The following is a 13,036-nucleotide window of genomic DNA, read 5'->3' on the forward strand; positions in this document are numbered from 1 at the left end:
CCCGCGCCGCACGCCGACGAGAGGAGCGGCGGGCGGCGATCGTCGCGCGGGTGAAAGGAATCCGGAAGGAAAGCTCCGCGCGACGAGGTCTGTTCTAGGTCTGCCTGTTCGTCACAGACCTAGGGGGGTGCATAGGAGTAGGCGGCCGCGGGGTGGCGACAAACTGGCCCGTTTCGCGTCGAATCGCCCTCATTCGATTTGATCCGTTGTCTAAGAGTCCGCACTCGACGGATTCATGCGGAAACTGGCGCAAGATCGACGGAATCGTGCGTGCATTCCGGGCGTGTCGCAAAGCGCGGACGCACGGGATATGCCAAAGGCCGCCCGCGGCGCGTCGTGTAAACGCGGCCGGGGCGGCCTTCGGGGCCCGCTCCGACGTCCTAGGCGTTCAGCCGGGCCTCGTCGCGGGCGATGTCGGCTAGAGCCTCCGCTTCCGGCGTGGCGGCCGGATGGAGGACGAAACGCTCGGGGTCCTTCGCCCGGTAGACGTCGATCCGCCGGTAGGCGTCCGCGAGGTAGCCGCGCTGGAGCTCGACCGACTCCGTCTCGATGAAGAGCTGGCCCCATGTCTTGCCGAGATCGACACGCCTTGAGACGGGCTCCTGTGCGACCGCGCGGAGCTCTTCGAGGCGGGCGACATGGACGGCCCGCTCTGCGACGAGGGCGGGGACGTCGGCCGAGGGTTCCGCGAAGGCCCGGCCGATCGACTCGACCTTCTCGACGAGGCGGGCGATCTGCTCGACGACCTCGGGGGCTCCGCGGTCCTCGACGATCTCGACGGCCGGGCGGTCGCCGAAGGTTGCGAGGTAGTCCTCGACGACGAGGGCCTCCAGATTGTCGGCTCGCATCTTCGCGCCGGGGCAGTCGATCCCCTTCGAGGGCGCGGCACAGCGATAGTAGGCATAGTGGCGGACCTTCGTCACGTACATTTTCTGTCCGCAGAGGCCGCAGAAGGCCCAGCCTGAGAGGAGGCGGGCGGCTCGGCGCTTGCGAGGCTGCCCACGGCCCATGCTCGACGCGAAGCGGCTCCGGATCGTGAGCATCGTCGCGAGGTCGAGGATCGGCTCGTAGGCCTGAAGAGGGAAGCCCGTCGCCGGGTCGAGGAGGACCTCGCCCTCGCGCTTGGCTGTCCCGTTCGCGCTCCGGTTCGTGCGGACAGTGACGCGGCCGAGAAGGTGCTCGGAGGTCCAGAGCTGGGACACTCTGGACGAACTCCACGTCCCGGCGTCGAGTCCCGTCGGGTCCTCGCCCCTCAGGATCGCGAGACGGGCCGCCGAGCGGGGCATCGGGACGCGGCGGGCCGTGAGCTCCTTCGCGAGCGACGTCGTCGACTCGCCGCGGACAAGGCGGGACGCAACGTCGCAAATCAGATCGGCCTCGACCTCGTCCGGGACGAAGCGCCGTCCGGGACGGCCGTCGGCGAACGGGGCCGACCGGTAGCCAAAGGGGGCGGGGCCATTGCCGGGGTTCCGGCCCTCAGCGCGCATGCGAGCAATGGCCGCCGTCCGGCGCGCGACCATGCGATCGCGCTCCTTCTGTGCTACGTCGGCCGCGAAGGCGACGCGAATCTCCCAGCCCTCCTGATCGGAGCGGATTCCCTCGCGGGCGGCGTAGAAAAGCGGCGGGGGCGTCTGCCCCTTGCGGGCGGCCTCCTGACGGGCGTAAATCGCCTTGATTACCTCGGCCGAGTCGGCGATCCCCATACGGCTCCAGCGGTCGTAGGCGTAGACCGCGAGGACGTCTGCCTCGGCGTCGCGGAGCATGTCGAGCGCGGCGCGGGCGTTCTCTCGCTGCCTGCCCCCGCCCTTGCCGTTATCCTCGAAGGTGGCGACGATCTCCCAGCCCTCGCGATCGGCGAGCATATAGAGATCGGCGTTCTGCCCCGCGATCGACGTCGAGACGTCCGAGTCCCGCGAGAGTCGGACATACAACACAGCGCGAGGCTTCGAAGTCATAGCAGGGAGTTTAGTAACTAACGTGGCTGAATACATTTACTCGATGGTGCGCGCCCGCAAAGCGGTCGGCGACAAGGTCATTCTCGACGACGTGACGATGGCGTTCCTGCCCGGAGCGAAGATCGGCGTCCTCGGCCCGAACGGGGCCGGCAAGTCCACGATCCTGAAGATCATGGCGGGCCTCGACCAGCCGTCCAACGGCGAGGCGAAGCTCACCCCCGGCTACTCGGTGGGCATCCTCATGCAGGAGCCCGTGCTCGACGAGACGAAGACGGTGCTCGAGAACGTGCAGGAGGGCGTCGCTCCAATCAAGGCGAAGCTCGACCGGTTCAACGAGATCTCGCTCGCGATGGCCGACCCCGACGCCGACTTCGACGCGCTGCTCGCCGAGATGGGGATCCTCCAGGAGGCCATCGACCACGCCGACGCGTGGGATCTCGACTCGCAGCTCGAGCAGGCGATGGACGCGCTCCGCTGCCCCCCGGGCGACGAGCTCGTCGCCGTGCTCTCCGGCGGCGAGAAGCGCCGCGTCGCGCTCTGCCAGCTCCTGTTGCAGAAGCCCGACCTCCTGCTCCTCGACGAGCCCACCAACCACCTCGACGCCGAGAGCGTGCTCTGGCTCGAGCAGCACCTCGCGAAGTACTCCGGCGCCGTGCTCGCCGTCACCCACGACCGGTACTTCCTCGACCACGTGGCCGAGTGGATCTGCGAGGTCGACCGCGGTCGCCTCTACCCCTACGAGGGCAACTACTCCACCTACCTCGAGAAGAAGCACGAGCGCCTCGAGGTCCAGGGCAAGAAAGACGCGAAGCTCGCCAAGCGACTCGCCAACGAACTCGACTGGGTGCGCTCCAACGCCAAGGGCCGCCAGGCCAAGTCCAAGGCACGCCTCGCACGATACGAGGAGATGGCGGCCGAGGCCGATCGCACGAAGAAGCTCGACTTCGAAGAGATCCAGATTCCGCCGGGCCCGCGTCTGGGCGACATCGTGCTCGAAGCGAAGAACCTCGAGAAGGGCTTCGGTGAGCGAGTGCTCATCGACAACCTGAGCTTCACCCTGCCGCGCAACGGCATCGTCGGCATCATCGGCCCAAACGGTGTCGGCAAGACCACGCTCTTCAAGACGATCGTCGGTCTCGAGCCACTCGACGACGGCAAGCTCAAAGTCGGCGAGACCGTGAAGATCTCGTACGTCGATCAGAGCCGCGGCGGCATCGATCCGAAGAAGACCCTGTGGGAGGTCGTCTCCGACGGCCTCGACTACATCCAGGTCGGCAAGACCGAGGTGCCGTCGCGCGCCTACGTGTCGACGTTCGGCTTCAAGGGCCCCGACCAGCAGAAGCCGGCCGGCGTGCTCTCGGGCGGCGAGCGCAACCGGTTGAACCTCGCCCTCACCCTGAAGCAGGGCGGCAACCTGCTGCTCCTCGACGAGCCCACGAACGACCTCGACGTCGAAACGCTGTCGAGCCTCGAGAATGCACTGCTCGAGTTCCCCGGCTGCGCCGTGGTCATCACCCACGACCGGTGGTTCCTCGACCGCATCGCGACGCACATCCTCTCCTACGAGGGCACCGACGACGACCCGTCGAACTGGTACTGGTTCGAGGGCAACTTCGAGTCGTACGAGGCGAACAAGATCGAGCGTCTCGGGCCCGACGCGGCGAAGCCGCACCGGTCGGCGTACCGCAAGCTCACCAGGGACTGACATGCGCCTGCACGTGCCCACGCCACTGCGGTGGTCCGATCTCGACGCGTACGGGCACGTGAACAATGCGCGCATGCTGAGCCTCCTCGAGGAGGCCCGCATCCAGGCCTTCTGGATCAGCGACGACACGTCGGAACACGCCGTCGGCGCGAGCACCGCCGTGCTCGACGCGACGCCGGGCGCGAACACGATCACGCTCATCGCCCGGCAGGAGGTCGAATACCTCGCGCCGATTCCGTACCAGCGCCAACCGGTCGACATCGAGCTCTGGATCGGCCACATGGGTGGTGCGAGCCTCGACGTCTGCTACGAGGTGTACTCGCCTGACGGCAACTCGCCCCGGGTGCTCTACACGAGGGCCGTCACGACGATCGTGCTCGTCGACGCCGCCACCGAACGCCCGCGCCGCATCGACGACCGTGAGCGCGCGGCGTGGCAGCCCTACCTCGGCGAACCGATCGCGTTCCGCCGGCGCTGAGCGTCACCGCTCGAGCGGCTCGTCACTGAACGACCCCTCCCAGACGGCCCGGCTTCCGGCGTCGCCGATCCTCACGAGCGTCCACGTCGAGCCGACCGCCACCGCGATCGCTGCAACCGTGAGCAGAGCGCCGATCGCGATCCGGAGGCCTCTGCCCAGCACCACACGCTCCGGTTGCGTCGTGCGCCGGGCGACGACCAGCTCGACCACCGCCCACGCGGCGATCACCCCGGCGAGCACGAGCAGTGTGATGAGCCACGGCACGATGTCCTCACCCTGCGCCGTGTGCTCCTGGATCAGCGGCGCCGGCGGCACTCGCTGCTCGAGCCACTTGCCCGCCTCGATCGTGAAGAGGCCGAAGGGGAGGAGCAGTGCCGCAGCCAGGAGCATCGGAAGCCAGAGCACGCGTCGCGCCGCCGGCCACGCCGCGATGAGCACGAGGGCGAGCCCGACGAGCGGCGTCGCAACGATGACGACATGCACGAGGAGCACGTGCAGCGGCAAGCCCGCGAAGGTGTAATCGAAGTCATCCATGATCAAGACGCCGCCACGATCTTGTCGCCGACGACGGCGACAGGGATGGGCGCGAGCGGTTCCAGAGCGGGGCCGCGGATCACCTCGCCCGTCGCCGCGTCGAACTTCGAACCGTGGCATGGGCAATGGAACTCGGGCCCTGCCGCGGCCACCACGCACTTCTGGTGTGTGCAGATCGCGCTGAACGCGACGACCTGGCCTGCCGTCGGCTGCGCGAGGAGCGCCGGCTCGCCGTCGATGCTCGCATCGATGCTGCCGCCGACGGGCACGTCGGCGAGTGCCGCAATGTCGCCGTCGGCAGGCGGTGCGTCGGGCGCAGCAGTCGGCTCCTCGGGCGCCTCGTCGGTGACCGAGGGCGGGGGAGTCGGTGTCGTCGTCGCGTTGGGGCCGCGGCCGGAGTCATCCGTCGAACATGCAGCGAGTGCGAGTGCGCCCCCGATCGCGCCGACCGACCCGATGGCCAGCGCTGTGCGTCTCGTGACATCGATGGGATCGGTCATCGCAAGAGCTCCTTCGCCGGAGTCGCTCGCATCGTATGCGCGCCCGATGCACCAATTGTGGACTATTCCAGCGTCGACGTGCGGAATCCCACAGGATTCATTCAGTCGAGTGCATCGAATCCCGGCACGCGCACCATGCCCTCTTGGGCGACGCTCGCGACCAGGATGCCCTGCTGCGTGTAGATGCGGCCGAGGGAGAGCCCGCGCCCGCCACTGGCCGAGGGCGATTCCTGCACGAACAGCAGCCACTCGTCGACGCGCGCGTCGCGGTGCCACCACATCGCGTGGTCGAGGCTCGCGACCTTGAGCCCCGGAGTCGCCCACGGCACGCCGTGCGCACGCAGCACGGGCTCGAGGATCGAGTAGTCGCTCGCGTAGGCGAGCGCGGCGCGATGCTGCTTCGGATCGTCGGAGAGACGACCGAACGCCTTCATCCACACGGCCTGCCGCGGCATCCGCTCGCCCTCGACCGAGAGATAGATCGGCGACGGGATGTGCCGCACGTCGAACGCGCGATCGTTCGACCAGTAGCGCGCGGCATCGTGATCGATGCCGCCGAGCACGTCGGCCGTCGACGGCAGGCTCTCGGGGTCGGGAATGTCGTTTGGCATGTCGACCTGATGCTCGATGCCCTCGTCGCCGTCTTGGAACGAGGCGATGAGCGAGAGGATGGGCACGCCGTGCTGGAAGGCCTGCGTGCGACGAGTTGAGAAGGACCGCCCATCGTGGATGCGATCGACCGAGAAGGTGATCGGATGCTGCACATCGCCGGGTCGCAGGAAGTACCCGTGCATCGAGTGGATCGCCCGGTCGGTGGGCACCGTGTGCATGGCGGCGACGAGCGACTGCGCGAGCACCTGTCCGCCGAAGACACGCCCGAGCGGCATCCATTGCGATGGACCGGTGAAGATGTCTTCGGTGGTGCGAGCGCCCGTGTCGGTGAGGTGCAGGGTGCTCAGCAGGCCGTCGATGGGGCTGGTCATCGTTCCTCCGTGTCGGTTGGCAGGGGCCGCCCGATCGCCGGCGGAGCGCGGGCCGCCGGGGGCGGCGGCGCACCTTGGTAGTTTAGACAGGAGATGGTTCAACAACTCACGCTCGCGGACAGCCTTTCACTCGGCGACCTGCACACCTATCTTCAACGCGCAGGCCGCGTCGAAGACGGTTCAGTGCGCCTCATCGCCGGTTCCGGCATCCTCGCGGTGTACACCGCGATCCTCTATCCGCGCGGGATCCTCGACGAGAGTCCCACGGTGCTCGGCCTGCGCACCTTCGCGCTCGCCGACGACGAGGAGTTCGACTCGGTCGTGCCGATGCGCTCCCTCGTCGACCGCATCGTGCGTGCGCGTGCCGAGATCGGCGAAGACGACGAGTCGCGTCCGGTGTCGATGTCGCGACCGCCCGAGGTGAACACGGTCACGTGGGCGGGCATCTCCCCGCCACGAGGCGGCTGGCGGCCTCTTGGCGAGACGGATGCCGCGAAACTCGAGGCGGCGGCCCGCCGCGGCATCGACGAGGTCGCCCAGGCGATCCCTGCGGGCACGGGAGAGCAGCTCGTGCAGCGCGTGCGCTCCGAGGTCTGGGGGCGCGGCGTCGAGGGGCTCGAGTACGTGCCGACCGGCGCGGCCTTCGCCGCGTACAGCCTGGGGTTCCTCGGCGATGACACGATCAAGCTCTTCGAGACGGGCCCGTGGACCCGGCTCTCCTCGCGACGCGGCCATGTGCTCGTTCGGCGCAAGCCGTGGACGCTGAAGGCCTAGGCGCTCGCAATCGACCGCCCGGCGGCCCGGCCCGTGAAGAGGCATCCGCCGAGGAAGGTGCCCTCGAGCGCGCGATACCCGTGCACGCCGCCGCCGCCGAACCCGGCGGCCTCGCCGACCGCGTAGAGGCCGGGCACGGGCGCGCCGTCGGCGCCGAGGGCACGCGATTCGAGGTCGGTCTGGATGCCGCCGAGGCTCTTGCGCGTCAGCAGGTGGAGCTTCACGGCGATCAGCGGACCGGCTTTGGGGTCGAGGATCTTGTGCGGCGTCGCCACGCGGATGAGCTTGTCGCCGCGGTATTTGCGGGCGCCGCGAACGGCGATGAGCTGGAGGTCCTTCGAGAACTCGTTGTCGAGCTCACGGTCGCGTGCGACGATCTCGCGCTCGATGTTCGCGGTGTCGAGCTCGGTGGTGGGGGAGAGTACGCGCATGCCCTCGAGGAGCTCGGGCAGGGTCTCGGCGACGACGAAGTCGACGCCGTGCTGCTTGAACGCCTCGACGGGTGCCGGGGCTCCCGGTCGCACGCGTTGCGCGAGCAGGCGCACATCTTTTCCCGTCAGGTCGGGGTTCTGCTCGCTGCCGGAGAGCGCGAACTCCTTCTCGATGATCTTCTGCGTGAGCACGAACCACGAATGCGCGTGCCCGGTGGCGAGGATGTGCTCGAGCGTGCCGAGCGTGTCGAAGCCGGGGAAGAGCGGCACCGGCATCCGCTTGCCGTTCGCGTCGAACCAGAGCGATGACGGGCCGGGCAGGATGCGGATGCCGTGCAGCGGCCACACGGGCTGCCAGTTCGTGATGCCCTCCGTGTAGTGCCACATGCGGTCGCCATTGACGAGTCGCGCGCCGGCGGTTTCGGTGATCGACAGCATACGGCCGTCGACGTGCGCGGGCACCCCCGAGAGCATCGCAGCGGGCGGCTCGCCCATGCGCTTCGGCCAGAACTGGCGCACGAGCTCATGGTTGCCGCCGATGCCGCCCGACGCGACCACGACGGCCGGCGCGCGCAGCTCGAAGTCGCCGGTGACCTCGCGGTTGCTCGGCTCACCACGCTCGGCAGGGTCGTCCGCGAGCACCGCGCCGCGAACGCCCACGACCGCGCCGCTCTCGACGATGAGCTCGTCGACTCGGTGGCGGTGGCGGATCTCGACGAGACCGGCCGCCTCGCCGGCCTTCACGCGCGCGATGAACGGCGCGAGCACGCCGGGGCCTGTTCCCCAGGTGATGTGGAAGCGCGGCACGGAGTTGCCGTGCCCGATCGCGTTGTACCCGCCGCGCTCGGCCCAGCCAACGACGGGGAAGAACCGCACCCCCTTCTCGTGCAGCCAGGCGCGCTTCTCGCCGGCGGCGAACTCGAGATAGGCCTGCGCCCAGCGGCGCCCCCACTCGTCTTCGTCGCGGTCGAAGCCCGCGGTGCCGTCCCAGTCCTGTCGCGCGAGCTCGATCGAGTCGTGCACGCCCATGCGGCGCTGCTCGGGCGAGTCCACGAGGAAGAGACCGCCGAACGACCACCACGCCTGGCCGCCGAGCGTGGCCTCAGGCTCCTGGTCGACGATCACGACGTGCTTGCCCGCGTCGACGAGCTCGGCGGCCGCGACGAGTCCCGACAGGCCCGCCCCGACGATGATCGCGTCGGGTTGTGCGCTGCGGCGGCCGGGGCCGCGTGCGGGCTTCCCGTCCTCCGCCGGTTCAGCATCGGGCACGGATGCAGGGGAGGGGGTGGCGGCCACATGGACTCCTTCGTCTCGGGTGGTGCAGCGGATGTCTGGGCGGCGTCAGTCGTCGAAGGTGTTCACCATAGCGAGGGCGGCGCGCTGCAGGTAGTCCCAGAGCGTGGCTTCGGCGAGCGGCGGAAGATCGAGCGTGTCGACGGCGGCTCGCATGTGAGCGAGCCAACGGTCGCGTGCCTCGGGGTTGACCTTGAAGGGCTGGTGGCGCATCCGGAGACGCGGATGCCCTCGCTGCTCGCTGTAGGTGCCGGGCCCGCCCCAGTACTGCTCGAGGAACATCAGCAGGCGTTCGGCCGCGGGACCGAGGTCGTCGTCGGGATACATCGGCCGCAGCACCGGGTCATCGGCCACCCCCCGGTAGAACTCGGTGACGAGCCGCTCGAAGGTCGACCGGCCGCCGACGGACTCGTAGAACGACTGGCCGACGGCGGCGCCGTGCTCGCTGCCGCGCAGCGGAACAGCCGCGGGCTGCGCGGGACCCGAGCCGGGTGCGACGTTCTGTGGTTGGTCGGTCATCGTGCGCCTCCGGTCGGCGGGGTCGGCGGGTTCTGCGGCCTCGGAGCCCGAAGTGCCTTCGGCTGTCGCCCCTTGACAGGGCCGGCGTCATCGGGCCCCGGAACGACGGCGCTCGGCGCGGTCTTCGGGGGTTTCGCACCCTTCACGCGGGTGGCGCCGTCGAACCCGGTGAGCACGACGCTGTTGAGGCCCGGAAGCTTCACGTCCATCGCATCGAGCGTACGCTTCAGACGCATCCGCAGCTCCCTCGCGACATCGTCCTTCGCGGACGAGCGCACCTTCATGACGATGCGGATCACCATCGCCTCGTCGGTGATCGACTCGAGCCCCCACACCTCGGGCTTCTCGAGCACGCGCGAGCGCCACTTTCCCGTCTGCGCGAGTTCGGTGGCCGTGCGGAGCATCTCGGACTCGACCGCGTCGACGTCGACGTCGTAGGGCACCGCGAGATCGAGGATGACGCGTGCCCAGCCCTGCGACATGTTGCCGACCCGCAGGATCTCGCCGTTGCGCACGAACCAGAGCGTGCCGTTCACGTCGCGCACCTTCGTGATGCGGATCTGCACCTCCTCGACGATGCCGGTGGCGGGGCCGAGGTCGACGATGTCGCCGACGCCGAGCTGGTCCTCGACGACCATGAACAGGCCGTTCAGCACGTCCTTCACGATGTTCTGTGCGCCGAAGCCGAGGCCGGCGCCGATCGCGGCCGACAGCAGCGCGAACGAACCGAGGATGTCGGTGTCGATGACCCCCACGATCATGAGCGTGCCGACGATGAAGAGCGTGACGTTCACGACATTGCGAAGGAGGGTGCCGAGCGTGCGGGTGCGCTGCACCAGCCGTACCGCCGCGAGCGGCGACGCCTGCAGCGCCTGGGTGTCGGTGACGTCCTGCTTCTTCTTCACCCCGGAGACGATACGGGTGACGACCCGATCGATGACGAAGTGGAACACCCAGCGGATGAGGAACGCGATGACGACGATCACGGCGACCGAGACGAGCTTGCCGACGATGATGCCCCAGTTGTCTGCCCAGAACTGCGCGAGGGTCGTCCAGAAGTCGACGCTCAGCGGCGTATCGGGGACTTCCTCTGCGGAGAACATGGTGTGAAAGTCTACTGAGCGTCGCCCGAGAGGTTGCTGGCATCGCGTGCCTGCGCCGCGAGCGCCCGCTCGAGCTCCGACAGCTGCTCGGAGACGAGTCGGTGCAACGGTGCCGGTTCGGGGTTGGCGTCGAGCCAGGCACGCGTGACCGCGGCCACCTCGGGCGAGACGAGCGGCGCCGGGTAGAGGCGAGAGACGACGAGCGAGGCCATGGTGAAGCTCCGGCTCGCCCACACCGACTGCAGCACGGCGAAGTACTCGTGCACGGTCGAGGCGAGCAGCTCTGGCGACGGAGTGCGGCGCCACCCATCGGCGATCGCGCGGGCGAGGTCGTTCGACAGGCTCGTGTCGGTGACCACTCGCCGCCAGGCGGTGTCCTTCACGGCCTGGTCGGGCCGTGCGGCGAGTGCGGTCTCGGCGAGCTGGCGGCCCTTCGCGGTGTCGTCGCGGGCGAGCGCGTCGTCGATCTCGTCGTCGGATGCCGCGCCGAGGGCCGCGCGAGCGATCACGAGCTCCCATCGCAGGTCGAGGTCGATCTCGAGGCCGTCGAGCTTGATCGAACCGTCGAGCAGGCTCCCGAGCACGTCGGCGTGCGCCGGAGTCGCGGCGATGCGGGTGAACGCCTTCACGAACTGCAGTTGCGCGTCGGAGCCGGCGCCGGCGAGCTCGGCGAGCGCCCACACGGCGTCGCCGGTCTCGGCGGCGATCTGCTCGCGGTGCTCCTCGGCGAGATACCGGCCGACGGCGAGCTCGAGGCGGGTGAGTGCGAGGCTACGAGCCGCCGACTGGGTCTCGTGCCCGATGCTGCCGAGCACGAGCCGAACGAAGTCGCTCGCCGCGACCTCGGCGTCACGCACCGCGTCCCAAGCGGATCCGAGCACGACCGCTCGGGCGACGGGGTCGGTCATCTCGGCGAGGTGCGTGGTCGCAGCGCCGAGCGAGCGCGCATCGAGGCGCACCTTGGCGTAGGTGAGATCGTCGTCGTTCACGAGCAGCACCTCGGGGAGCGGGAGCCCCACGAGGCCGGGCACCTCGGTGATCGCGCCGTCGACGTCGAGTTCGACGCGGTGCGTGCGCGCGAGTCCGGCGTCGCCGAGCGAGTAGCAGCCGATCGCGAGGCGGTGAGGGCGCAGCGTCGGATGCGGCGGGCTCGCCGTCTGCTCGACATGTGCGGCGGTGATCGTGCCCGCGGCATCCGTCTCGACCACCGTTCTCAGGGTGTTCACGCCCGCCGTCTCGAGCCACAGCTCCGACCAGCGGCCGAGGTCGCGACCGCTGGCACGCTCGAGTTCGCCGAGCAGGTCGCGCAAGTTGGCATTGCCGCCGGCGTGCGCCGTGAGGTAGGCGCCGACGCCCCGCTGGAAGGCGTCGAGGCCGACCCACGCGACGAGCTGCTTCAGCACCGACGCACCCTTGTCGTAGGTGATCGCGTCGAAGTTCACCTCGACGTCGGCGAGATCGTCGATCTGGGCGACGATGGGGTGGGTCGACGGCAGCTGGTCCTGCTCGGCCGCATGCGTCTTCTCGTCGCTCGCGAACGTGGCCCAGACGCCCGTGAACTCGGTGACCTGCGAGGTCGCGAGCGTCGACGCCCACGTGGCGAACGACTCGTTGAGCCACAGGTCGTTCCACCACCGCATCGTCACCGAGTTGCCGAACCACATGTGCGAGAGCTCGTGCAGCACGACGATGGAGCGCTGCTCGCGACGCGCATCCGACACTCGCGAACGGAACAGGTAGGACTCATTGAAGGTGACTGCGCCGACGTTCTCCATCGCGCCCCAGTTGTATTCGGGCACGAAGATCTGGTCGTACTTGCCGTAGGGGTAGGACACGCCGAAGGCGTGCTCGTAGAAGGCGAGGCCGGCTTGCACGGTCTCGAACATCACGTCGGGCTCGGCGTACGCGGCGAGCGAGGCACGCGTGAAGAGGCCGAGCGGGATGGCGCGGCCGTCGGCGCTTCGCGCGTCGGCGTGCCAGGCGCGGTACGGGCCGGCGATGATCGCGACGATGTAGCTCGAGATCACCGGGCCCGCCTCGAACGACCAGACGGCGGTCGGCGGCGTGCCCGCGTCTGGCGCCGCGGCCGCGGGCGTCGGCGTGGGCGCGTTGCTCAGCACCTGCCAGTGCGCGGGCGCCGCGATCGTGAAGCGGAACGACGCCTTCAGGTCGGGCTGGTCGAAGACCGCGAAGACCCGGTTCGCCTCAGCGACCGCGAACTCGGTGTAGAGGTAGGTCTCGCCGTCGACGGGGTCGACGAACCGGTGAAGGCCCTCGCCGGTGTTCGTGTAGCGGGCGTCGGCCACTACGCGCAGCTCGTTCTCGGCGTCGAGACCATCGAGCCGGATGCGGGTGCCGTCGCTCACCGAGCCCGGTTCGAGCGGGCGACCGTTGAGCACCACTTCGTGCACGGCGGTGCTGCATGCCTCGATGAACGTCGAAGCTCCGGGCGTCGCCTCGAAGCGCACGACCGTCTCGCTGCGGAACGTCTCGCCGGTGCTCGTGAGGTCGAGCAGTACCTCGTAGCTCGGGGCCCGGACGATCGAGGCGCGCTGCTCGGCTTCGGTGCGCGTGAGGTTGGCAGCGGGCATCGGCGAGTAGCCTCCATCGATCGGGTCGAACCGCCAGCCTACTGAGTCGGTTCGCGAGCCTCCTGACTCAGTTCGCGGCGGCGCCCGGTGCCGGAAGGCCGCGGGAATGGTTTCGGGGCGGCGGCGGATGGTACCGAGGTGCCACCCGCCGCCGCCCCGAAGTACGGCGG

General features: G+C 69.2%; 11 protein-coding genes. 3 read left to right on the forward strand and 8 right to left on the reverse strand.

The genetic code is table 11. The features are described from left to right. Positions 1 to 380 precede the first annotated feature (380 nt). Positions 381 to 1,955, reverse strand: a complete 1,575-nt coding sequence (locus J7E25_RS11910) for a recombinase family protein (protein ID WP_214870348.1) — start codon at positions 1,953 to 1,955, stop codon at positions 381 to 383. Between the two features lie 22 nt (positions 1,956 to 1,977). Here J7E25_RS11910 and ettA point away from each other — a divergent pair, with 22 nt between their 5' ends. Both ettA and J7E25_RS11920 read left to right on the forward strand, forming a co-directional pair. Next, positions 1,978 to 3,660: an energy-dependent translational throttle protein EttA gene (ettA, locus tag J7E25_RS11915; RefSeq protein WP_214870349.1), complete on the forward strand. Its 1,683-nt coding sequence runs from the start codon at positions 1,978 to 1,980 to the stop codon at positions 3,658 to 3,660. A gap of 1 nt (position 3,661) precedes the next feature. Next, on the forward strand, positions 3,662 to 4,138 hold the full coding sequence (locus tag J7E25_RS11920; RefSeq protein ID WP_214870350.1) for a thioesterase family protein: 477 nt from the start codon (positions 3,662 to 3,664) through the stop codon (positions 4,136 to 4,138). 3 nt (positions 4,139 to 4,141) lie between these two features. Here J7E25_RS11920 and J7E25_RS11925 read toward each other — a convergent pair whose 3' ends face one another. The 3 genes from J7E25_RS11925 to J7E25_RS11935 all read right to left on the reverse strand — a co-directional run bounded on the left by J7E25_RS11925 (position 4,142) and on the right by J7E25_RS11935 (position 6,155). After that, positions 4,142 to 4,672 (reverse strand): hypothetical protein, encoded by a 531-nt coding sequence (locus tag J7E25_RS11925; protein ID WP_214870351.1) that lies wholly within the window; start codon positions 4,670 to 4,672, stop codon positions 4,142 to 4,144. A 2-nt stretch (positions 4,673 to 4,674) separates the two neighbouring features. After that, positions 4,675 to 5,172 (reverse strand): Rieske (2Fe-2S) protein, encoded by a 498-nt coding sequence (locus tag J7E25_RS11930; protein ID WP_214870352.1) that lies wholly within the window; start codon positions 5,170 to 5,172, stop codon positions 4,675 to 4,677. 101 nt (positions 5,173 to 5,273) lie between these two features. Then, positions 5,274 to 6,155 carry an acyl-CoA thioesterase II gene (locus tag J7E25_RS11935; RefSeq protein ID WP_214870353.1) on the reverse strand — a complete coding sequence of 294 codons (882 nt, stop codon included), beginning with the start codon at positions 6,153 to 6,155 and terminating at the stop codon, positions 5,274 to 5,276. 93 nt (positions 6,156 to 6,248) lie between these two features. Here J7E25_RS11935 and J7E25_RS11940 point away from each other — a divergent pair, with 93 nt between their 5' ends. Continuing rightward, positions 6,249 to 6,929: a hypothetical protein gene (locus J7E25_RS11940; RefSeq protein WP_214870354.1), complete on the forward strand. Its 681-nt coding sequence runs from the start codon at positions 6,249 to 6,251 to the stop codon at positions 6,927 to 6,929. Here the strand turns inward: J7E25_RS11940 and J7E25_RS11945 are convergent. The 4 genes from J7E25_RS11945 to pepN are packed head-to-tail and all read right to left on the reverse strand — an operon-like array spanning position 6,926 to position 12,866. Next, positions 6,926 to 8,656: an FAD-binding dehydrogenase gene (locus tag J7E25_RS11945; RefSeq protein WP_308164533.1), complete on the reverse strand. Its 1,731-nt coding sequence runs from the start codon at positions 8,654 to 8,656 to the stop codon at positions 6,926 to 6,928. The two genes, J7E25_RS11940 and J7E25_RS11945, sit on opposite strands and share 4 nt — an antisense overlap. A 45-nt stretch (positions 8,657 to 8,701) precedes the next feature. After that, positions 8,702 to 9,172 carry a globin gene (locus J7E25_RS11950; RefSeq protein WP_214870355.1) on the reverse strand — a complete coding sequence of 157 codons (471 nt, stop codon included), beginning with the start codon at positions 9,170 to 9,172 and terminating at the stop codon, positions 8,702 to 8,704. Beyond that, a complete protein-coding gene (locus J7E25_RS11955; protein ID WP_214870356.1) occupies positions 9,169 to 10,275 on the reverse strand; it encodes a mechanosensitive ion channel family protein in 1,107 nt (368 codons plus the stop codon). The genes J7E25_RS11950 and J7E25_RS11955 overlap by 4 nt, the downstream gene beginning before the upstream one ends. An 11-nt stretch (positions 10,276 to 10,286) precedes the next feature. Next, entirely contained in the window at positions 10,287 to 12,866 is a 2,580-nt protein-coding gene (gene pepN / locus J7E25_RS11960) for an aminopeptidase N (protein WP_214870357.1), read from the reverse strand. Between the last annotated feature and the right edge of the window lie 170 nt (positions 12,867 to 13,036).

The sequence above is a fragment of the Agromyces sp. ISL-38 genome, from assembly GCF_018613935.1.
GTDB lineage: Bacteria > Actinomycetota > Actinomycetes > Actinomycetales > Microbacteriaceae > Agromyces.